This is a genomic window from Aeromonas sp. 1805 (genome assembly GCF_013085525.1).
GTDB lineage: Bacteria > Pseudomonadota > Gammaproteobacteria > Enterobacterales > Aeromonadaceae > Aeromonas > Aeromonas hydrophila.
The window spans coordinates 4,613,573-4,636,989 of sequence record NZ_CP038515.1 but is presented as its reverse complement, the minus strand read 5'-3'; the positions used below and the strand labels follow the sequence as shown (position 1 = coordinate 4,636,989).

Annotated in this window: 11 protein-coding genes; 8 read left to right on the top strand and 3 right to left on the bottom strand. The window is 59.9% G+C overall.

Features of this window, described 5'->3' with window-relative positions:
* The first annotated feature begins 12 nt into the window (after nucleotides 1-12).
* The 3 genes from E5E96_RS21500 (at nucleotide 13) to E5E96_RS21490 (ending at nucleotide 4,151) form a co-directional block, all read left to right on the top strand.
* Entirely contained in the window at nucleotides 13-1,341 is a 1,329-nt protein-coding gene (locus E5E96_RS21500; protein ID WP_011706511.1) for a TolC family outer membrane protein, read from the top strand.
* 158 nt (nucleotides 1,342-1,499) lie between these two features.
* Complete coding sequence (locus E5E96_RS21495) at nucleotides 1,500-2,222, top strand: transglutaminase-like cysteine peptidase (RefSeq protein WP_024945793.1); 723 nt, start codon at nucleotides 1,500-1,502, stop codon at nucleotides 2,220-2,222.
* 3 nt (nucleotides 2,223-2,225) lie between these two features.
* Complete coding sequence (locus E5E96_RS21490) at nucleotides 2,226-4,151, top strand: EAL domain-containing protein (protein ID WP_171283111.1); 1,926 nt, start codon at nucleotides 2,226-2,228, stop codon at nucleotides 4,149-4,151.
* Nucleotides 4,152-4,221: 70 nt separating this feature from the next.
* On the opposite strand, the gene E5E96_RS22710 is transcribed toward E5E96_RS21490, so the two are convergent.
* The gene (locus tag E5E96_RS22710) at nucleotides 4,222-4,584 is read right to left on the bottom strand and encodes a hypothetical protein (RefSeq protein WP_253264720.1); all 363 of its coding nucleotides are present in this window, start codon (nucleotides 4,582-4,584) and stop codon (nucleotides 4,222-4,224) included.
* Between E5E96_RS22710 and E5E96_RS22705 the strand changes: the two genes are divergently transcribed.
* The 3 genes from E5E96_RS22705 to E5E96_RS21460 all read left to right on the top strand — a co-directional run bounded on the left by E5E96_RS22705 (nucleotide 4,480) and on the right by E5E96_RS21460 (nucleotide 17,513).
* Nucleotides 4,480-16,107: a retention module-containing protein gene (locus E5E96_RS22705; RefSeq protein ID WP_301271276.1), complete on the top strand. Its 11,628-nt coding sequence runs from the start codon at nucleotides 4,480-4,482 to the stop codon at nucleotides 16,105-16,107. The two genes, E5E96_RS22710 and E5E96_RS22705, sit on opposite strands and share 105 nt — an antisense overlap.
* 87 nt (nucleotides 16,108-16,194) lie before the next feature.
* Entirely contained in the window at nucleotides 16,195-16,752 is a 558-nt protein-coding gene (locus tag E5E96_RS21465) for a hypothetical protein (protein WP_017407964.1), read from the top strand.
* 56 nt (nucleotides 16,753-16,808) lie between these two features.
* A complete protein-coding gene (locus E5E96_RS21460; RefSeq protein WP_171283110.1) occupies nucleotides 16,809-17,513 on the top strand; it encodes an SIMPL domain-containing protein in 705 nt (234 codons plus the stop codon).
* Nucleotides 17,514-17,761: 248 nt separating this feature from the next.
* Here the strand turns inward: E5E96_RS21460 and E5E96_RS21455 are convergent, their stop codons facing one another.
* Nucleotides 17,762-19,138 (bottom strand): amino acid permease, encoded by a 1,377-nt coding sequence (locus tag E5E96_RS21455; protein ID WP_171283109.1) that lies wholly within the window; start codon nucleotides 19,136-19,138, stop codon nucleotides 17,762-17,764.
* A 362-nt stretch (nucleotides 19,139-19,500) separates the two neighbouring features.
* Here E5E96_RS21455 and E5E96_RS21450 point away from each other — a divergent pair, with 362 nt between their 5' ends.
* Nucleotides 19,501-19,788, top strand: a complete 288-nt coding sequence (locus E5E96_RS21450; protein ID WP_017407966.1) for a hypothetical protein — start codon at nucleotides 19,501-19,503, stop codon at nucleotides 19,786-19,788.
* 89 nt (nucleotides 19,789-19,877) lie between these two features.
* Here E5E96_RS21450 and E5E96_RS21445 read toward each other — a convergent pair whose 3' ends face one another.
* On the bottom strand, nucleotides 19,878-20,690 hold the full coding sequence (locus E5E96_RS21445) for a pyruvate, water dikinase regulatory protein (protein ID WP_171283108.1): 813 nt from the start codon (nucleotides 20,688-20,690) through the stop codon (nucleotides 19,878-19,880).
* Nucleotides 20,691-20,998: 308 nt separating this feature from the next.
* On the opposite strand from E5E96_RS21445, the gene ppsA reads away from it, so the two are divergent.
* Nucleotides 20,999-23,377, top strand: a complete 2,379-nt coding sequence (gene ppsA, locus E5E96_RS21440) for a phosphoenolpyruvate synthase (RefSeq protein ID WP_171283107.1) — start codon at nucleotides 20,999-21,001, stop codon at nucleotides 23,375-23,377.
* The last annotated feature ends 40 nt before the right edge of the window (nucleotides 23,378-23,417 follow it).

The window sequence follows — 23,417 nt, the reverse complement described above, 5'->3', positions numbered from 1 at the left end:
ACTGGAGATACCATGAAGAAGACGATTGTTGCCATGTTAGTAAGTGGCGCCGTGCTGTTCCCGGGCCTTACCCAGGCCCAAACACTGGAACAGTCAGTGGCACAGTCACTGGCTACCCATCCCAAAATCAAGGAAGCTTTTGATCTCTATCAGGCGCGACTGTATCAGCATGATGGAGCCAAAGGTGGTTACTATCCCACCATCGATCTGCGTGGTGGTGTCGGCTATGAGAAGACTGACAGCCCGTCAACTCGTGCGGCCGGCGCTAACTCGACCACCATCGATGACTCCATGACCCGTAAAGAGGCCGGTATCAGCCTGCGCCAGATGCTATTTGATGGTTTCAACGTCAGCAGCAACGTAGCTCGTACCGATGCCGAAGCCAATGCTCAGCGTCTGGCCATGATCTCCGAGGCGGAGAATACCGCCCTGCGCGTGGCTGAGGTTTACCTCAACATGCTGCGTCAGCAGGAGATCCTGGAGCTGTCCAAACAGAATCTGGAAACGCACGAGCAGATCCGCAGCGACATCAGCAAGCGGACCGATTCTGGTTTGGGATCCACGGCAGACCAGACTCAGATTGATGGTCGTGTCGCCAGAGCCTATGCCAATCAGGCTGCTGCCGAAAACAACTACCGGGATGCCGAGAGCGAATTCATCCGGGTAGTCAACGAGATGCCAAAAGATTTGGTACAGCCTGTGCCGGATGCTCAGCTCATTCCGAGCAGCCTGGATGCCGCCTTGAAGACGGCGACCGAAGTGCATCCTACCTTGCTGTCATCCTTGCAGGATATCGAAGCCGCCAAGTATCAGCATGAAGGCTCCAAGTCCGGTTTTTATCCCAACGTCACGTTTGAAGTGGATCAGAACTGGAACGAGGACATTGATGCAGTAAAAGGACGCAATGACGATCTGACTGCCATGGTGCGCATGCGTTACAACCTGTTCCGTGGTGGTTCCGATCTGGCGCAGAGCAAGGCGACGTCCGCTCTCTATTCCCAGGCGAAAGATATTCATATGAATGCTTTCCGTCAGGTTGAAGAGGGAACCCGCCTGGCCTGGAACGCCAAAGAGTCTTTGACCAAACAGAAGACCTTCCTGAAAGAGCACGTGGATGCCAGCTATGACACCGTACAGGCCTACAAAAAGCAGTTCGGATTGGGCCAGCGTACCTTGCTGGACGTACTGAACACCGAGAACGAACTGTTTGAGGCCCGTCGCAGCTACATCACGGCCGAGTACGACTCCTTGTTGGCGGATTATCGGATCCTCAATGCCACTGGCAGTCTGCTCAATGCGTTTAATGTGAAGCAGCCCGCCGATTGGCAAGCTAAACAGTAATGGAGTGCGCATCAGGTTTGATGCGAGTGAAAGGGATGGCTGCAGCCGGGCTGCCGCCATCCCTTGTCTCTGACGGCCACTTCTGGCCAGCGTAGTAACAGCCAATGGATCTTTTGAAGATGCATGTGACTGAGCAGTATCGGGCAGGCAGTGTCGACATGGCGTCAAGCTTCGGTTTGGCTCCGTTTTTGCGCGCGCGCTGGTTGCGCTGGTCACTCTGGCTGCTGTTGGTTTCTCTACCTTTGCTGCTTTCTGCCAGCCAGCCTCTTACCCCTGAAGATCTCAAACTGGTACAGCGGGCACAGGAAACGTACGGTGTCAGAGCCGGCAAACGGGTCACGACTTGGCGTACGCTGGTCATGCAGAATCGTGCCGCCGGTCTGACGGATCGCCAGAAACTGGAGAAGGTAAACCAGTTTTTCAACCAGATGCGTTTTATTGACGACATCAAGTTGTGGCGCAAAAAAGACTATTGGGCGACCCCGTTGGAATTTTTAGGCGCGGCGGGTGGTGATTGTGAAGACTTCAGCATTTCAAAGTACTTTACCCTGCTGGAATTGGGGGTGCCGGATGAAAAAATGCGGATGGTCTATGTCAAGGCACTGGATTACAACCAGTTTCATATGGTGGTTGCTTACTATGACACGCCATCCTCAGTCCCCGTGATTTTGGATAACTTGATTGGGTCGATCCGGCCGGCCAGCCAGCGCCGGGATCTGATGCCGATATACAGCTTTAACGGTAGTCACTTGTGGTTGATGAAGGCGCGTGGTCAAGGGGAACTGGCTGGACAGTCCTCACGCCTGGGATTATGGAATGATTTACGCAATCGCATGACTTCGGGGCGATTGGCTCAGCCTGTGTTGAATTTGGATGATTAACCTATGACGCTCTACAGACAATTACTGGCCACCATGTTGATCCTGTTCGGGTTGTTGTTTGCAGCCACCTATTGGGTGCAATTCAACTCGACTCGTACCTATCTGGCGCAGCAGCAGGAAACCACAGTCATCAACACCGCCACATCCCTGGGATTGGCGTTGACACCTTATCTGGAAAATGGTGACAAGGTGGGGGCTGAATCCGTCATCCAGGCGATATTTGATGGGGGATATTATCGCTTGGTCCGTCTGGACTTGTTGGCTTCCAAGGATGTCATTGAGCAGGAAAATACCAACAATATTCAGGGGGTGCCGCAGTGGTTCATTAATTTGGGCCTGTTTCCGGAAGTATCCAACGAATCGATTCTGACCTCCGGCTGGCTGCAACTGGGCAAATTGAAGGTTGTTGGTCACCCCGGGCAAGCCTACTACGAGCTGTGGCGTGGCATGAGCGAACTGGCGAGCTGGTTTCTGATAGGTTTTCTCATCACTACCATTTTGTTGATGCGTGCGCTCAACTATTTGCTCAAGCCGCTCAAGCAGATCTGCGAGCAGGCAGTGGAGATCGAACTGCACCACTTTGGCCATGCCATTCCTGAACCAAAAACCCATGAATTGAAACAGGTGGTACAAGCCATCAATACACTTTCCAGCAAGCTGGCCCTGCAGTTCAAGGAACAGGCTGATGAGGCTGAAAAATTGCGGGAGCGGGTTTATGTGGACGCTGTATCCGGCTTGGGCAATCGGGCTTATTTCGTGGGGCAGGTAAACGCATGGATTGCCGAGGCGGGACAAGGCGGCGTCATGCTGGTCGCTGTCGATATGCTGGATGACCTGTACCGTGAGGAGGGGTTTGCCGCTCGCGACAACATGGTCAAGTCGATAGCACAGGCTCTAAAGGAGCAGCTGAAAGGCTGGGATGGGTCGGCACTGGCGCGGATTTCGGCCACGGAATATGCCTTGCTGTGTCCTACTGATGATCTGGCCCAGCTGAAAGATTTGGCGGAAGTGATCAATAGTCGCATTGCCGACCTGGTTGTGAACCCCATGGGTGAGGGCGGTGCACTCTCCGTTATCGGTATTGCAGGGCGCGATGGTAATGATGATTTGTCAGCGTTGCTGACCAAGGCCGACAACGCCTTGGGCAAAGCGCGTAATGAACGTCGTGGTGCAGTAGTCATGGAGGGCGGTGTTGATCAAGGACTGATGGGACGTCTGGCTTGGCGCGATCTGGTACAAGACGCCATCGCTCGGCACTTGTGGCGCTTCAAGGCGCAACCTGCCTGCCGATTTGATAACGGCGTTCGTTTGCATGCGGAATTGTTTGCCTCTATTTCTCGTGATGGCACTGATTATTTTGCCGGTCAATTCTTGCCTGCCATCGAACAGTTCAAATTGGGCGGCGAATTCGATCAGGCGATACTTGAAGCTTCTATTCCATTGCTCCAGCAACAGGCGGATCTGGTCTTGGCGGTCAATATTACTGCTGGCTCGCTGTGTTCCGATGAGTTCAGGGCGTGGTTGACCGGCTATCTGACGGATCATACCGAGCTGCAAGAACGGCTGCTGTTTGAAATCCCGGAAGCCGCCATCATGAAGCATAAAGATCATGTCACCGCCTTGGTTAAGGCCTTGCAGGAACATGGATTCCAGTGGGGCGTGGATCATTATGGACGTCACTTCCAGTCACTGGGATATCTGGAAGAGCTGACTCCAGCCTATGTCAAGGTTGATCATGGCTATACCAGTCAGGTAATGGAGCCGGGGGCAGATACCTCTTTCTTGGCAGCAGTGTGCCGCGCCGCTCACAATGCAGGCGTCACAACCATTGCGACCCGGGTGGAAGATCAACATCAGGTTGAGCTGCTTGCCAAGTTGCATATCGATGGTTATCAGGGTTTTGTTCATCCCGCATTCCCACTGGCTTGAACGTTATCAAATCAAAAGGGGCCCATAAGGGCCCTTTTTTTATTCTAAAGATGAATAAGAATAGGTATTTTTAGGGCACCTCTCTGTTTGAGATTCGCTTGAGGCGCCACCAAGTGATTGATTTGACATTATAAAAAAGACCCTTCGATTTAATACATTGCATCCCGCCAAGACGGAACAAATCCAATACATTTTTGCAACGGATGCGAAGCGTACAGACATCTATGGTGTAGACATCGAGATCTGTCACGTTGGAGCAAAGGATATGCGCACTCAAATCATCGACAAAACGGTTGTGGTTTCTTCCATTGAAGGCAATGTTCAAATCGTGCTGGCTGATGGAAGCAGCCGCCCATTGCAAAAAGGCGAGATCCTCCAGCCGGGAGCCAAGCTTAATATTGCAGATGACGCCAAACTGGTATTGGCTCCCTATGACGATTCTCCTGCCGCTGCTACTCCAGATGCTCCCGCTCATGACGCACCAGCCCCTGGTCAACCTCAAGCCCCTGATGCGGGTACTGCGGCTTCTCCTGATATCGCTGCATTGCAAAAATCAATTCTGCAAGGGGTAGACCCGACACAAAACTTTGAAGCTTCTGCTGCCGGTGGGGCACCTGCCGCCGGTGGTGGTGGCGGGATCGGTGGTGTAGCCGGTGCCAGTGGCAATGGTGGCTTTGTCACCATTGACCGCATTGGTGATGCAACCATTGCTGCTGCAGGCTTTGACACCACATATCAGACAGAGCCGATTGTAGATACACAACAAGTAGTAGAGCCCTTGCTGGTCAATGAACTGACGGATCAGGGTGAGCAGCTGGTTGTTGCGGAAGACGGTGTATTGAATGGCAATTTGCTGGACAATACGGTCAATACCGATGGGCCGTCAGCTGCGTCGGTTCTGCTCTTCAGCTGGGGAGGCAACGCCAATGTGGCTGTTGGAACCAGTGTGACAATCGACGGGATCGGTACGCTTGTCGTCAATGGCGATGGCAGCTTCACATTCACCCCGGCTCCCAACTACGACGGTGCTGTTCCCCCTGTCGTATACACGGTTACGGATGGCACCGATACGGTCCAATCCACCTTGGAGCTCACTATTACGCCAGTCAATGATCTTGCTGATCAGGGTGAGAACGTCGTGGTGACGGAGGATGCGACGGTATCGGGCAATTTGCTTGATAACACCGTCGATAATGATGGGCCTCAGGCTGCTACTGTCACCGGATTTAGCTGGGGTGGGGTTGCCAACTCGATTCTGGGCACCCCCGTCACTCTGGCAGGGGTCGGTACCCTGCTGGTCAATGCAGATGGCAGTTATCAATTTACGCCCGCCACCAATTATGACGGCCCTGTCCCGGCGGTGAGTTATACCGTCACAGATGGCACAGATTCAGTACAGTCCATACTGACAATCACGATCACTCCTGTTGATGAGCCGGTTGAGCTTGCCGGTCTGCAGCTGGAGGGGGGAGAACTGACATTAAATGAAGCCTCATTGGCAGGAGGGAGTAATCCGAATGCCGCCGCTGTGACTCAGATCGGTACTTTTACCTTCAGTGCAGCCGATGGTGTGCAGAGTCTGACGCTGGGAGGCGTCGCTTTGGTCACCAATGGGCAAGCTGTTACAGCCTTCCCGCAAACCATTACCAGCCCACTTGGTAATCAATTGATCGTTACCGGCATTAATTACAATCCCGTGACCGGCACTGGTAGCGTGAACTACAGCTACACCTTGGGAGGGAGTGAAACCCATACCCAACCTGCCAATGATAATTCGCTTAGTGAGAGTTTCAGCGTCGTACTGGTTGATACTGATGGTGACAATACCAGCGGCAGCCTGGATGTGGTCATTCTGGATGATGTTCCCAGCGTCACCCTTACTTCCAATTCTGAAGGATTGGGTGCGGTGTCCGTGGATGAAAGCCTGGTCAGCCTGGGCGGTGCCGGCACTGACGGGGTGGCCAGTGCCACCCTGAGCGCCGCCAATGTACAGGCCCAGTTCAACCCGGCCTTCGGGGCTGACGGGGCGGGCAGCATTGGCTACAGCCTGGCGCTGACCGGCACCAACGTGGCGAGCGGCCTGTATGCGGTCGATCCGGCCGCGGCCAACGGCCAAGGTGCCGCCATCGTGCTCAATCAGGTGGGCAACGTCATCACCGGCAGCGCCGGTGGGGTGGACTACTTCACTCTGACTATCAACCCGAGCACCGGGGAAGTGACCCTGGCCCTGCTGGACAACGTCTGGCACGGCGACACCACCAATGCGGATGACAGCGTGGCACTGACGCTGGGCCAGGGCGTGCTGACCCTGGTGCAGACCGTGACCGATGCCGATGGCGACAGTGCCAGTGCGGCGGTGGATCTGGGTGCCAATGGCGTGTTCCGCTTCGAGGATGACGGCCCGCGGGCCGGGCTGGCGGTAGAAGCGCCGAGCCTGGGTGCGACCGTGGATGAAAGCCTGGTCAGCCTGGGCGGTGCCGGCACTGACGGGGTGGCCAGTGCCACCCTGAGCGCCGCCAATGTACAGGCCCAGTTCAACCCGGCCTTCGGGGCTGACGGGGCGGGCAGCATTGGCTACAGCCTGGCGCTGACCGGCACCAACGTGGCGAGCGGCCTGTATGCGGTCGATCCGGCCGCGGCCAACGGCCAAGGTGCCGCCATCGTGCTCAATCAGGTGGGCAACGTCATCACCGGCAGCGCCGGTGGGGTGGACTACTTCACTCTGACTATCAACCCGAGCACCGGGGAAGTGACCCTGGCCCTGCTGGACAACGTCTGGCACGGCGACACCACCAATGCGGATGACAGCGTGGCACTGACGCTGGGCCAGGGCGTGCTGACCCTGGTGCAGACCGTGACCGATGCCGATGGCGACAGTGCCAGTGCGGCGGTGGATCTGGGTGCCAATGGCGTGTTCCGCTTCGAGGATGACGGCCCGCGGGCCGGGCTGGCGGTAGAAGCGCCGAGCCTGGGTGCGACCGTGGATGAAAGCCTGGTCAGCCTGGGTGGCGTTGGCACTGACGGAGTGGCCAGTGCCACCCTGAGCGCCGCCAATGTACAGGCCCAGTTCAACCCGGCCTTCGGGGCTGACGGGGCGGGCAGCATTGGCTACAGCCTGGCGCTGACCGGCAGCAACGTGGCGAGCGGCCTGTATGCGGTCGATCCGGCCGCGGCCAACGGCCAAGGTGCCGCCATCGTGCTCAATCAGGTGGGCAACGTCATCACCGGCAGCGCCGGTGGGGTGGACTACTTCACTCTGACTATCAACCCGAGCACCGGGGAAGTGACCCTGGCCCTGCTGGACAACGTCTGGCACGGCGACACCACCAATGCAGATGACAGCGTGGCACTGACGCTGGGTCAGGGCGTGCTGACCCTGGTGCAGACCGTGACCGACGCCGATGGCGACAGTGCCAGTGCGGCGGTGGACTTGGGCGCCAACGGTGTGTTCCGCTTCGAGGATGACGGCCCGCGGGCCGGTCTGGCGGTGGAAGCGCCGAGTCTGGGTGCGACCGTGGATGAAAGCCTGGTCAGCCTGGGCGGTGCCGGCACTGACGGAGTGGCCAGTGCCACCCTGAGCGCCGCCAATGTACAGGCCCAGTTCAACCCGGCCTTCGGGGCTGACGGGGCGGGCAGCATTGGCTACAGCCTGGCGCTGACCGGCACCAACGTGGCGAGCGGCCTGTATGCGGTCGATCCGGCCGCGGCCAACGGCCAAGGTGCCGCCATCGTGCTCAATCAGGTGGGCAACGTCATCACCGGCAGCGCCGGTGGGGTGGACTACTTCACTCTGACTATCAACCCGAGCACCGGGGAAGTGACCCTGGCCGTGCTGGACAACGTCTGGCACGGCGACACCACCAATGCGGATGACAGCGTGGCACTGACGCTGGGTCAGGGCGTGCTGACCCTGGTGCAGACCGTGACCGACGCCGATGGCGACAGTGCCAGTGCGGCGGTGGACTTGGGCGCCAACGGTGTGTTCCGCTTCGAGGATGACGGCCCGCGGGCCGGGCTGGCGGTGGAAGCGCCGAGTCTGGGTGCGACCGTGGATGAAAGCCTGGTCAGCCTGGGCGGTGCCGGCACTGACGGAGTGGCCAGTGCCACCCTGAGCGCCGCCAATGTACAGGCCCAGTTCAACCCGGCCTTCGGGGCTGACGGGGCGGGCAGCATTGGCTACAGCCTGGCGCTGACCGGCACCAACGTGGCGAGCGGCCTGTATGCGGTCGATCCGGCCGCGGCCAACGGCCAAGGTGCCGCCATCGTGCTCAATCAGGTGGGCAACGTCATCACCGGCAGCGCCGGTGGGGTGGACTACTTCACTCTGACTATCAACCCGAGCACCGGGGAAGTGACCCTGGCCCTGCTGGACAACGTCTGGCACGGCGACACCACCAATGCGGATGACAGCGTGGCACTGACGCTGGGCCAGGGCGTGCTGACCCTGGTGCAGACCGTGACCGATGCCGATGGCGACAGTGCCAGTGCGGCGGTGGATCTGGGTGCCAATGGCGTGTTCCGCTTCGAGGATGACGGCCCGCGGGCCGGGCTGGCGGTAGAAGCGCCGAGCCTGGGTGCGACCGTGGATGAAAGCCTGGTCAGCCTGGGTGGCGTTGGCACTGACGGAGTGGCCAGTGCCACCCTGAGCGCCGCCAATGTACAGGCCCAGTTCAACCCGGCCTTCGGGGCTGACGGGGCGGGCAGCATTGGCTACAGCCTGGCGCTGACCGGCAGCAACGTGGCGAGCGGCCTGTATGCGGTCGATCCGGCCGCGGCCAACGGCCAAGGTGCCGCCATCGTGCTCAATCAGGTGGGCAACGTCATCACCGGCAGCGCCGGTGGGGTGGACTACTTCACTCTGACTATCAACCCGAGCACCGGGGAAGTGACCCTGGCCCTGCTGGACAACGTCTGGCACGGCGACACCACCAATGCAGATGACAGCGTGGCACTGACGCTGGGCCAGGGCGTGCTGACCCTGGTGCAGACCGTGACCGACGCCGATGGCGACAGTGCCAGTGCGGCGGTGGACTTGGGCGCCAACGGCGTGTTCCGCTTCGAGGATGACGGCCCGCGGGCCGGGCTGGCGGTGGAAGCGCCGAGTCTGGGTGCGACCGTGGATGAAAGCCTGGTCAGCCTGGGCGGTGCCGGCACTGACGGAGTGGCCAGTGCCACCCTGAGCGCCGCCAATGTACAGGCCCAGTTCAACCCGGCCTTCGGGGCTGACGGGGCGGGCAGCATTGGCTACAGCCTGGCGCTGACCGGCACCAACGTGGCGAGCGGCCTGTATGCGGTCGATCCGGCCGCGGCCAACGGCCAAGGTGCCGCCATCGTGCTCAATCAGGTGGGCAACGTCATCACCGGCAGCGCCGGCGGGGTGGACTACTTCACTCTGACTATCAACCCGAGCACCGGGGAAGTGACCCTGGCCGTGCTGGACAACGTCTGGCACGGCGACACCACCAATGCGGATGACAGCGTGGCACTGACGCTGGGTCAGGGCGTGCTGACCCTGGTGCAGACCGTGACCGACGCCGATGGCGACAGTGCCAGTGCGGCGGTGGACTTGGGCGCCAACGGTGTGTTCCGCTTCGAGGATGACGGCCCGCGGGCCGGGCTGGCGGTGGAAGCGCCGAGTCTGGGTGCGACCGTGGATGAAAGCCTGGTCAGCCTGGGCGGTGCCGGCACTGACGGAGTGGCCAGTGCCACCCTGAGCGCCGCCAATGTACAGGCCCAGTTCAACCCGGCCTTCGGGGCTGACGGGGCGGGCAGCATTGGCTACAGCCTGGCGCTGACCGGCACCAACGTGGCGAGCGGCCTGTATGCGGTCGATCCGGCCGCGGCCAACGGCCAAGGTGCCGCCATCGTGCTCAATCAGGTGGGCAACGTCATCACCGGCAGCGCCGGTGGGGTGGACTACTTCACTCTGACTATCAACCCGAGCACCGGGGAAGTGACCCTGGCCGTGCTGGACAACGTCTGGCACGGCGACACCACCAATGCGGATGACAGCGTGGCACTGACGCTGGGTCAGGGCGTGCTGACCCTGGTGCAGACCGTGACCGACGCCGATGGCGACAGTGCCAGTGCGGCGGTGGACTTGGGCGCCAACGGTGTGTTCCGCTTCGAGGATGACGGCCCGCGGGCCGGGCTGGCGGTGGAAGCGCCGAGTCTGGGTGCGACCGTGGATGAAAGCCTGGTCAGCCTGGGCGGTGCCGGCACTGACGGAGTGGCCAGTGCCACCCTGAGCGCCGCCAATGTACAGGCCCAGTTCAACCCGGCCTTCGGGGCTGACGGGGCGGGCAGCATTGGCTACAGCCTGGCGCTGACCGGCACCAACGTGGCGAGCGGCCTGTATGCGGTCGATCCGGCCGCGGCCAACGGCCAAGGTGCCGCCATCGTGCTCAATCAGGTGGGCAACGTCATCACCGGCAGCGCCGGTGGGGTGGACTACTTCACTCTGACTATCAACCCGAGCAGCGGCGAAGTGACCCTGGCCCTGCTGGACAACGTCTGGCACGGCGACACCACCAATGCGGATGACAGCGTGGCGCTGACGCTGGGTCAGGGCGTGCTGACCCTGGTGCAGACCGTGACGGATGCCGATGGCGATAGCGCCAGTGCGGCGGTGGACTTGGGCGCCAACGGCGTGTTCCGCTTTGAAGATGACGGCCCCAGCGTGACCATCAACGCGGTGGTGGATGGTGGCACCACCCTGACCACCCAGGATGCACAGACCATCGGGTCGGCCAGTGACACGGCGACCGGCAGCTTTGCGGCGGCGTTCCTGGCGGCGGCGGTGCCGAGCTATGGCGCGGACGGTCCGGGCACCACCACGGTGAGTGGCTACAGCCTGAGCGTGACTGACAGCAACAGCGGGCTGACCAGCAACGGGCTGGCCATCACCCTGACCAAGGTGGGCAGCGACATCGTTGGCTCGACCACGGCTGGGGAGGTGTTCCGCATCAGCGTGGCGAGCAATGGCACAGTGACGCTGACGCAGTCGGCGGAGCTGGACCATCTGCCGGAGGACGTGGACAACAGCAACGACAACAACCTCATCAGTCTGGCCAATGGCAAGGTGCTGCTGAGTGCGACCGTGACGGTGGTGGATGGCGACAACGACACCGCGACCGGGACGGTGAGTGCAGACCTTGGTGGCAACATCAGCTTCGAGGACGACGTACCGAGCGTGACCATCAACGCGGTGGTGGACGGTGGCATCACCCTGACCACCCAGGATGCACAGACCATCGGGTCGGCCAGTGACACGGCGACCGGCAGCTTTGCGGCGGCGTTCCTGGCGGCGGCGGTGCCGAGCTATGGCGCGGACGGTCCGGGCACCACCACGGTGAGTGGCTACAGCCTGAGCGTGACTGACAGCAACAGCGGGCTGACCAGCAACGGGCTGGCCATCACCCTGACCAAGGTGGGCAGCGACATCGTTGGCTCGACCACGGCTGGGGAGGTGTTCCGCATCAGCGTGGCGAGCAATGGCACAGTGACGCTGACGCAGTCGGCGGAGCTGGACCATCTGCCGGAGGACGTGGACAACAGCAACGACAACAACCTCATCAGTCTGGCCAATGGCAAGGTGCTGCTGAGTGCGACCGTGACGGTGGTGGATGGCGACAACGACACCGCGACCGGGACGGTGAGTGCAGACCTTGGTGGCAACATCAGCTTCGAGGACGACGTACCGAGCGTGACCATCAACGCGGTGGTGGACGGTGGCATCACCCTGACCACCCAGGATGCACAGACCATCGGGTCGGCCAGTGACACGGCGACCGGCAGCTTTGCGGCGGCGTTCCTGGCGGCGGCGGTGCCGAGCTATGGCGCGGACGGTCCGGGCACCACCACGGTGAGTGGCTACAGCCTGAGCGTGACTGACAGCAACAGCGGGCTGACCAGCAACGGGCTGGCCATCACCCTGACCAAGGTGGGCAGCGACATCGTTGGCTCGACCACGGCTGGGGAAGTGTTCCGCATCAGCGTGGCGAGCAATGGCACGGTGACGCTGACGCAGTCAGCGGAGCTGGACCATCTGCCGGAGGACGTGGACAACAGCAACGACAACAACCTCATTAGCCTGGCCAATGGCAAGGTACTGCTGAGTGCGACCGTGACGGTGGTGGATGGCGACAACGACACCGCGACCGGGACGGTGAGTGCAGACCTTGGTGGCAACATCAGCTTCGAGGACGACGTACCGAGCGTGACCATCAACGCGGTGGTGGACGGTGGCATCACCCTGACCACCCAGGATGCACAGACCATCGGGTCGGCCAGTGACACGGCGACCGGCAGCTTTGCGGCGGCGTTCCTGGCGGCGGCGGTGCCGAGCTATGGCGCGGACGGTCCGGGCACCACCACGGTGAGTGGCTACAGCCTGAGCGTGACTGACAGCAACAGCGGGCTGACCAGCAACGGGCTGGCCATCACCCTGACCAAGGTGGGCAGCGACATCGTTGGCTCGACCACGGCCGGGGAGGTGTTCCGCATCAGCGTGGCGAGCAATGGCACAGTGACGCTGACGCAGTCGGCGGAGCTGGACCATCTGCCGGAGGACGTGGACAACAGCAACGACAACAACCTCATCAGTCTGGCCAATGGCAAGGTGCTGCTGAGTGCGACCGTGACGGTGGTGGATGGCGACAACGACACCGCGACCGGGACGGTGAGTGCAGACCTTGGTGGCAACATCCGGTTCGAAGATGATGTACCGACAGCTAAAGACAACAGCGTCGTCATCACTGAAGCAGGGTTGCCACCCTTCAACCTGGTGATGGTCATCGATACATCAGGCAGCATGTTGTGGCAGATCGGTACGTCGACAAATGGTTCGCCAAATCGCCTGGAGCTGGCGAAGGATGCACTAAACCACATGATTGACTCCTATGTGGCGCTGGGTGTGCCGCTGGTCTTCACGGTCATTGATTTTGCCAGTGGAGCTGTATTGATCCCGCAAACCAGTGATCCTGATGTGGCCAAGGCCAGTATTTCCGGTTTGCCGACAGATGGTGGCGGTACCAACTACAACGCACCACTCGTATTGGCGCAGAATCAACTGACGGCGGATCTGGCGAACCCCGCTTTGGCTGGGTATGAAACCAAGGTCTATTTCCTGTCGGATGGCGCTCCCAACGAGGGGAATGTCCCGGCCGGCTGGACCAGCTTTGTGAACAGCAACAATGTTGAGGTTTACGCGGTGGGGTTGAACGTCAGTGGCAATGCGACGGCGATCGCTCAGCTTGGTCTGGTGGAGGACCATGGGGATGCCGTCACGTTGGTCAACAACATCTATGACCTGGACGCCACACTCCAGGCCACCGTACCGCCACCAGCTACCGGCAATGTGATCACGGATGTGGATGCCAGTGCCGGTGTGGACAGTGCCGGTGCCGATACCCCCGTGACCGTATTGCAGGTCAGCTTTACCGTCAGCAATCCGGCCGCTTATGTCGGGGTCGCCGACAGTGTGAATGGCAATGTGGTGACCTTCCTGGTGCAAGGAGGAACGACCGGCCCCATGACCACACCTCTGGGTGGGCATCTGACCGTGAATGCGGACGGTTCCTACTCCTACACTCCGCCCAATGATGTGGCCGTCGATACACAGGAGACCTTTACCTACACCATTGTGGATGCCGATGGTGACACCTCCAGCGCTCTGTTGAAGATACTGGTACTGGACACCACTCCGATCACGGCTTCCGTGTTCGAAGATGGCCTGCCTGCCGGTCTGCCTGGCAACAGCCCAGCCCTGACCACGGTTGCAGGCTCTCTGGCCCATATGGTGGTCGACAGTATCGGCGTCAACTTCGGCGTCGGCAGTACAGCCGGTTTGCCTGCGTTGACCTCAGGTGGTGTGGCGATTACCTACAGCATCATCCACGGTGTCGGAGTCGATACCCTGGTTGCAGTGGCAGGCAGCAAACCCATCTTCACGCTGGCTGTCGAGGCTGATGGCGATTACACCTTTACCCTGCAGGGCCCGATTGATCATGCCCTGGCTGATGGCAACGACCTGGAACTGAAGGCGTTGAATCTGTCCAGTGCGATCACGGCCCACGAAGGGGTGGATAACGTGACGCTGGTTCGCGACTTCATCGTACAGGTTGAAGACGATGTGCCGGTTATCATGACTCCGGCCATGGGGGTCATGCTGAATCAGTCCGGGGTGACTGGCATCTTCCTGCTGGATGGTGATGGCACTTTGTCCAACAACTACGGGGGGGATGGTGGTTCAATCCGGTTCGACAGCAGTTTGAATGGCAGCAGCAGTGGCATGACCTCGGGCGGTTTACCTGTCACCTATACCCTGTCTTCGGATGGCATTACGCTGACTGCCGCAACGGCGGCGGGTACTGTATTCATTGCCACCCTGCAACCTGCATCCGGGACCTATCAGGTTCAGATGATTGGTGAGGTCGATGGCGGACAGACCACGATCGACTTCAATGGTGGTGATTACAACTTCGTCGGTGGTAATGCTTCCTGGGCCGGCTTTAATACGATTGCGAATGACAACAGCAAGGATCTGCTGTTGACGGCGATGACCAATGGTGCTGATGGTGGCACCGTCAACACTTCTGCTAATACGGGGGGGATTAGCAGTGGAGCATCGGTTGGATCTGGTGAGGCGATGCGGATCGACTTTGTCATCGACTTGACAGGTAATCCGGTCAGTGGTGGATCTTACGGCAACCTGGCCAACCAGACCCATGCCTTTGAAGCCCACTACGATGTGAATGGCGCTTCCGCCCTGTTCACATCAATCAGCAGCGGTGGCTCCAGTGTGAAAGTGGTTGCCCGTCAGGATGTCGATAGTGACAACGATATTGGCGATGGCAACAAGGAGTCGCTGACCGCCGTTGCAATCAGCTACAACGGTTCGACCAGGATCGTCAGCATCGGTGCTGGCATGTCCCAGACTGTGGCGGTGGGAGGCCGCAGCTTTACAGTCAACTTTACTGACGATGATCCCACCTCTGGCGTTGCATATGCCGCGACTGTGGTAGGGGTTGTGTCCAATACCAAGCTGGCGGCCTACACCGCGGATGGCTATAACAGCCTGGAATTCCATTATGCGGCCGGGAGTGACTTCAAGATTGGGGACTTCGGTTCCAGTGTTGCCACTCCTGGGATCCCGGTCAGTTTGCAGCTGCCGGTCACGCTGACGGATGGAGATGGTGATGCAGTCCACAGCAACATTGGTCTTAGCCTGCTGCCGGAAGCACCGTTTACTCTAGACTACGACAGTTCTGCCAGCGGTGTGAATGTGACCTTCAACAGCACGCAAGGGCACGCCATCGGGTCTGATTTCGGTGACAGCATCACGGGCAACAGTCTGGACAACATCTTGTCCGGCGGCGATGGTGATGACTTGCTGTACGGAATGGGTGGCAAGGATACCCTGGTCGGTGGCAAGGGCAACGACGTACTGGATGGTGGCAGTGGCAACGACACTCTCTACGGGGAGGCTGGTGACGATACTCTGATCGGCGGGATTGGCAACGACATACTGCAAGGAGGCGATGGCAAGGATCTGCTGATCGGTGGTCTGGGTAGCGATACCATGACGGGTGGTGCCGGTAGCGATACCTTCAAGTGGCTTGCTGGCGATGCGGATAGCAGTACCGACAAGATTACCGACTTTACGTTGGGCAATCCGACTAACGGTGGTGATGTACTGGATCTGTCGGATCTGCTGGTTGGTGTTCCCTCGGCAGCCAACAACAACGATCTGGCGACGGCGCTGGACAACTACTTGAAGTTTGATACTGCAACCAACAAGCTAACCATTGATACAAATGGGCTTACCAGTGGTGGTTCACAACTGACGGTACAGTTCCAGGGTAGCCTGGATCTGGATCACAGCGGTGGGCTGACGACCAACCACGACATCATCAAGCAACTGTTGGATGACGGCAACCTCAAGGTTGATCCGTAACCAGCCTAAGGGGGCCGGGTAATACCTGGCCCCTGTTTTTTGACTGAGGGGGCGGCTAAGATAGCGGCAGTACAGGAGAGGGTCACCATGCAGTCATTTAATTGGGTCGATATCGATGGCATTCGCTATAGCTGGGACGGGCAGGGCAGCATTACCTGCACCGGCCAGTTTGGCTATCATGCCACGATGGCGGGTGATCGGATTGATGCGCTGGATCTGGAGAGCGATGATGGCGAGGTTGCTGGTTCACTGAATGTGGACTTTGCGGCGGCCACTATCTCATTCACGCCAGCCGTCGATGCAGCGCCACCCCACATGATGGTGCTGGTCGGTCATGAACAGGGGCAGCAGGAGTATACGTTGCAGAGTTTGAGCGATGTGTGCCTGCAGGATCTGCTCGGCCACTCCGACAACATCGACTGTGCCCCTCTGGTGACCACCACGATGACGGAGCCGGTAGCTCCGCTGGCCGGACATGTTCTGTCGTGGGACTCCTTCCATTTTGATGATGATGTGCTGCTGGGTTCCCGCGGCGCCACACCATTAGCTGCTGCTCATCAGGGGCTGCCGGGTGGCGAGATCAGCATCAATATCGATATGACCAATCAGGTGCTGGATCAGATCCCGCCGTTGCACGATATATGAATCCCATTCGACGACGGGCATAATGACCTCACTCCAATAGATTGAGGTCTTTTTTTATGTGGCGTCCCCTGCTTACCCTGTCTGCCCTGGTTATCAGTGCACCCCTGTTTGCCCTTGAAGTGCCGCAAGCCCCCCATCTGGTGGTGGGCGGTTATGCCGAGCAAAAAGCCGAGCCCGACATGCTGACGCTGAATGTCTCCGTAACGGCGCTGGAAAAGCAGGGCATCAAGGCCAAGCAGCAGGTGGATGGCAAGGTTGCCGCCTTCTTTGGTCAGCTGGAAGGGCTGGGCATCAAGCGCAGCGACGTGGAGGCGGGCAATCTGGTGATCTCTCCGGAATACCAGTATCCGCAGAACAAGAAACCGGAACTGGTGGGCTACCGTGCCCAGCGCCAGCTTGCGGTCAAACTCTATCAACTCGACAAGCTGAGCGAGCTGATGGACACCGCACTCAAGGCCGGGCTGGAATCCGTGTCCCAGATTGAGTACGGGCTCAAGGCGCCGCAAACCATCAAGGAGCAGGCGCGCCTCGGAGCGGTTGAAGATGCCAAAACCAAGGCTGAGTCTCTGGCCAAGGCGTTTGGCATGAAACTCGGCAAGGTTTACAGCGTCGAGTACCGCAACAATAGCCCCATGCCGATCTACAGCCGGGCCCTCAAGGCTGCCGCCATGGCACCTGCCGCCGAAATGATGGAAAACAGCTACCAACAGCAGCAGATCACCATCACGGACAACGTGGAAGCCGTCTTCCTGCTGGAATAATCCCGCAGGTTTTCGACCAGCCTTATTGCAACAAGCCCGAGATCTCTGTCTCGGGCTTGTTGTTTTTAGACGAGCACGGATGCTTGCCAGAGAGAGAAGGCTGGCGATGGGGGCTTGCTGAGCGCGTGCTCACAGGGTCATGGTGGACTGGAGAGGGGAGGCGGGCGGTGCCAGCCATCAGGGGTCACATCCGGGTAGAAAAAAGCCGGTCAGTGACCGGCTTTTGAGGGGCGATGAGGTTGATGCCATCAGCCCAGGTTGGCCGCGACGCTCGCCTTGCGCTTCTGCTTGAACTGATAGCCGATGGCCAGCACGATGATCCAGACCGGGATGAGCAGTACCGAGATCTGGATGCCCGGGGTCAGGTACATGATGACCAGGATGCCGGCCATGAAGGCGAGGCAGAGGTAATTGCCGAACGGGTACCAGAACGCCTTGAACTTGGGAACCACGCCTTCGGCCTGCTTGCTCTTGCGAAACTTCAGGTGCGCCAAGCTTATCATGGCCCAGTTGATGACCAGGGCGGAAACCACCAGCGCCATCAACAGCTCGAACGCCTTGCCCGGCATCAGGTAGTTGATGAGTACGCACAGCAGGGTTGCTGCGGCGGAGACGGAGATGGCCACCACCGGCACCCCGCTCTTGTTGGTCTTGAGCAGGCTGCGCGGGCCGTTGCCCTGCTTGGCCAGACCAAACAGCATGCGGCTGTTGCAGTAGACACAGCTGTTGTAAACCGACAGGGCCGCGGTCAGTACCACCATATTGAGCACGGTGGCCACCAGATTGCTGTCCAGTGCGTGGAAGATCATGACGAAGGGACTGCCACCTTCTACCACCTTGCCCCAGGGGTAGAGGGACATCAGCACGGCCAGGGCGCCGATGTAGAAGATGAGGATCCGGTAGATCACCTGATTGGTGGCCTTGGGGATGCTCTTCTCGGGATCGTCGGCTTCGGCAGCCGTGATGCCGACCAGCTCGAGCCCGCCGAACGAGAACATGATCACCGCCATCGCCATCACCAGACCGCTGATGCCGTTGGGGAAGAAGCCGCCCTGAGCCCACAGGTTGCTGACGCTGGCGTCCGGGCCGCCGTTGCCGCTGGCCAGCAGATAGCCGCCGAAGCCGATCATGCCGATGATGGCCACCACCTTGATGATGGCGAACCAAAACTCCATTTCGCCAAACGCCTTGACGTTGGAGAGGTTGATGGCGTTGATCAGCACGAAGAAGAAGGCCGCCGACATCCAGGTCGGGATCTCGGGCCACCAGTACTGGACATAAATGCCCACCGCGGTCAGCTCGGCCATGCTCACCAGCACGTAGAGCACCCAGTAGTTCCAGCCGGAGGCAAAGCCGGCGAAGTCACCCCAGTATTTGTAGGCGAAGTGGCTGAAGGAGCCGGCTACCGGCTCTTCCACCACCATCTCGCCCAGCTGGCGCATGATCAGGAAGGCGATAAAACCACCGATGGCATAGCCAAGCAGCACGGAGGGGCCCGCCATCTTGATGGTCTGGGCAATGCCGAGAAACAGGCCGGTGCCGATGGCGCCGCCCAGTGCGATGAGCTGGATATGGCGGTTTTTCAAACCGCGTTTCAGCTCCTCGCCGTTTTGTTGAAGATCCATTCTTCCTTCCTTACGTCTTCTGAAGTCATTCGTCTGTCATCTCGTCCGTCGGGTCACTCCATGTGACCGTGCACGGCAAAGCGTGCCTGAAACGTGACGAAATCCGTATTTATTTCGTTACAGTGAGTCGCTTTCTGTTTTTTATGGCGACTACCAACGGAAGCAGAATAGTGATAATCCATCGCGGATGCACCTGTTTTCCTCATCATTCGCTGGTTTTTTCGGCGAAAGGCAGGTTTTTAGGGAGCGGTGAAGCTGGTAGGGAAGTGTTTGGTCGTATTATGAGCAGTTGGGCGCGGTTTGGTTGACACTATCGGCAATTCCTGTTTTATGAAGCCTCCTTTGCAACAAGGATGCACTTCATGCAACGTATTATTGGCAGTTTGCTGGCCGTCGCGCTGTGGCTCACCGTGTGGCTTTCGCCCCTGCTGCTGACCATGGCGGCGGGGTGTCTGCTGGTGTGGGCCGTACAGGGTGATGATTATCTGGTGATGCACTTGCGAACGGTCTTGTTGATCGCCGGTGCCATCGGCCTGCTGCCGGCTCTCTGGCTGACCGAGCGGGTACGCCGGCGTCACGGTGTGCTCAACTTTTACGCCATGCTGATGAACAACAGAGAGCTGAACCGCCCGGGCTCCCAGCCCCGCTGAGGTCCAGTCGACAAGCGCCGGATACGGTTGTATCCGGCGCTTTTTTATTGGCGTTTGCCGTGTCGTCAGCTTGCCGGTGGGCAGGCTTCTCAATAAAGCTGACGGCGCAGGCCGGTAGCCTCGAGGATCTTGGCGCTGATCTCCTCCACCGAGTGGGAACTGGTGTCGAGGAAGCGGATCGCATCCTGGCGAAACAGCCGCTCGACGCAGGCCAGCTCCTGTTCGCACTGCTCCAGCGAGGAGTAGCGACTGTTGGCGCGGCGCTGGTTGCGGATCTCGTGCAGCCGCTGGGGGGCGATGGTGAGGCCGAACAGCTTGTGGCGATTGGCCTTGAGGGCGGCTGGCAGATCCAGAACTCCCATGTCCTGTTCGATGAAGGGGTAGTTGGCGGCGCGAATGCCGAACTGCAGCGCCAGATAGAGGCTGGTCGGCGTCTTGCCGCAGCGGGAGACCCCGATCAGGATGATGTCGGCCTCCTCATACTCCTTGGTGGTGATGCCATCGTCGTTGGCCAGCGCGAAGTTGACCGCCTCGATGCGGTCGTCATAGAGCTTGCGGTTCTCCATGCCGTGGGTGCGGTGCAGCCTGGGTTCGGCCTTCACCCCAAGCTCGTGTTCCAGCGGGCTGACGAAGGTGTTGAGAAAGTCGTGGCTGCTGGCCTGGGCCTTGAGCACCTCCTCGCGCACCTGATGATCGACGATGGTGTGGAACAAAATGGGGCGTACCCCGGTCTGGCGGAACTGCTCGTCGATGCGCATCCGTACCTGGCGCGCCTTCTCCAGGGTTTCGACAAAGGGGATGGTGATCTGCTCGAAGGCCAGCGGAAACTGGCTCAACACGGCGTGGCCGAACACTTCGGCGGTGATGGCGGTGCCGTCTGAAACATAGAATACGGTGTGCACTGGAGGCTCCTGTGAGGGGGTCGGCGAGCTGGCAAGCAAGAAGTATCTCTCGAAACCATATCGTTTTTGTCAACCGGTCTGCCGTGCCCAAGTTGTGAAGTGGCTTGCAAACCTGAGTCGTTACCTTTTTGTGTTGGCATTGTAGAATGTCTGTGTCATTCGACCATCCCCAAATCTTGCTCGGGGATTTTTTTGACAATAAGTAGAAAACGTTTTCATGGTCGTTGGCAACAGTAGAAACAGACAATAACGCACATAAACTGGCGCACAAGGTGCCATGGCGGCACAGTGCCCACCAACCTGGAGACATGCAAGTGCAACAGTACGTACTCTGGTACGAGCAACTCGGAATGCAGGATGTAGAACGAGTTGGCGGCAAAAATGCATCCCTTGGCGAGATGATCAGCAACCTCTCTGGTGCCGGAGTGTCGGTGCCGGGCGGGTTTGCCACCACCGCCTTTGCGTTTAACGAGTTTCTGGAGTCAAGCGGCCTCAACGGCAAGATCCACGATCTGCTCGACAGCCTGGATGTGGACGACATCGCCGCCCTCAACCGGGCCGGCCAGCAGATCCGTGACTGGGTGATCGAAGCCCCGTTCCAGAGCGCGCTGGAACAGGCGATCCGGGTTGCCTACGACAAGCTCAGCGGTGGGCTTGACGCGTCCTTTGCGGTGCGCTCCTCCGCCACTGCCGAGGACATGCCGGACGCCTCCTTTGCCGGCCAGCAGGAAACCTTCCTCAACGTGCGCGGCATCGACGCCGTCATGATTGCCGTCAAGCATGTGTTTGCTTCACTGTTCAACGATCGCGCCATCTCCTATCGGGTGCATCAGGGCTATGACCACAAGGGGGTCGCCCTGTCGGCCGGGATCCAGCGCATGGTGCGCTCGGATCTCGCCGCCTCCGGCGTCATGTTCACCCTGGATACCGAGTCGGGTTTCAACGACGTGGTGTTCATCACCGGCGCTCAAGGCCTTGGCGAGATGGTGGTGCAGGGCGCGGTCAACCCCGACGAGTTCTACGTGCACAAGCCAACCCTCAAGGCAGGACGCCCGGCGGTGGTACGCAAGACACTGGGCTCCAAGCTCATCAAGATGACCTATTCCGGCGATGCCAGCCACGGCCGCCAGGTGCAGATCGTCGACACCCATGAGGCCGAGCGCAGCCGTTTCTGCATCACGGATGCCGAAGTGATGGAGCTGGCCAAGCAGGCTCTCATCATCGAGCAGCACTATGGCCGCCCGATGGACATCGAGTGGGCCAAGGACGGGCAGGATGGCAAGCTCTACATCGTCCAGGCTCGCCCGGAAACCGTGCGCAGCCGCCAGGAGGCCAACACCCTCGAGCGCTTCGCCCTCAAGCAAGCGGGCAAGGTGCTGATCGAGGGGCGCGCCATCGGCCACAAGATCGGCGCGGGCCCGGCGCGGGTCATCTCCTCCATCAGCCAGATGGACGAAGTGCAGCCCGGCGACGTGCTGGTCACTGACATGACCGACCCGGACTGGGAGCCCATCATGAAGCGGGCCTCCGCCATCGTCACCAACCGGGGCGGGCGCACTTGTCACGCCGCCATCATCGCTCGCGAATTGGGCATTCCGGCGGTGGTGGGTTGTGGTGATGCCACCAAGCGCATTGAACCGGGCCAGCTCATTACCGTCTCCTGCGCGGAAGGGGATACCGGTTTTATCTATGACGGCGAGCTGGACTTCGATGTGGCAGTGACCGAGGTGGGCAATATGCCGCGCCTGCCCATCAAGATCATGATGAACGTCGGCAACCCGGACAGGGCATTCGACTTCGCCCAGCTGCCCAATGCCGGTGTCGGGCTGGCCCGCCTCGAGTTCATCATCAACCGGATGATCGGGGTACACCCCAAGGCGCTGCTGGAGTTCGACAGCCAGAGCCCCGAGCTCAAGGCCACCATCGGCAAGATGATCGCCGGCTACGAGAGCCCGCGTGAGTTCTACGTCGCCAAGCTGACCGAGGGCATTGCCACCCTGGCCGCCGCCTTCTGGCCGGAGCGGGTGATCGTGCGGATGTCGGACTTCAAGTCCAACGAGTACGCCAACCTGGTGGGCGGCCGTGACTACGAGCCTCATGAAGAGAACCCGATGATCGGTTTTCGTGGTGCGTCGCGCTACATCGCCGACAGCTTCCGCCCCTGTTTTGCCCTCGAGTGCGAGGCGATCAAGCGGGTGCGCGATGTCATGGGGCTGACCAACGTCGAGGTGATGATCCCCTTCGTGCGCACCGTGGGCGAGGCGGAGCAGGTGATCGACATCCTGGCCGAGAACGGTCTGCGCCGTGGCGAGCGGGGGCTCAAGGTGATCATGATGTGCGAGATTCCGAGCAACGCCCTCCTGGCAGACAAGTTCCTCGAGCACGTGGACGGCTTCTCCATCGGCTCCAACGACATGACCCAGCTCACGCTCGGACTTGATAGGGACTCGGGGCTTATCGCCCACCTGTTCGACGAGCGCAACGAGGCGGTCAAGGCGCTGCTGGCGATGGCCATTGCCGCCGCCCGCAAGGCGGGCAAGTACGTGGGGATCTGCGGCCAGGGGCCGTCCGATCACCCGGACTTCGCCGCCTGGCTGGTCGAGCAGGGCATCGACTCGGTGTCCCTCAACCCGGATACCGTGGTCGACACCTGGCTCTATCTGGCCGAGCAGCACAAGGCGAGCTGACGCCGGCTGCACAGCCTCCCATCAAAATGGCGCCCACGGG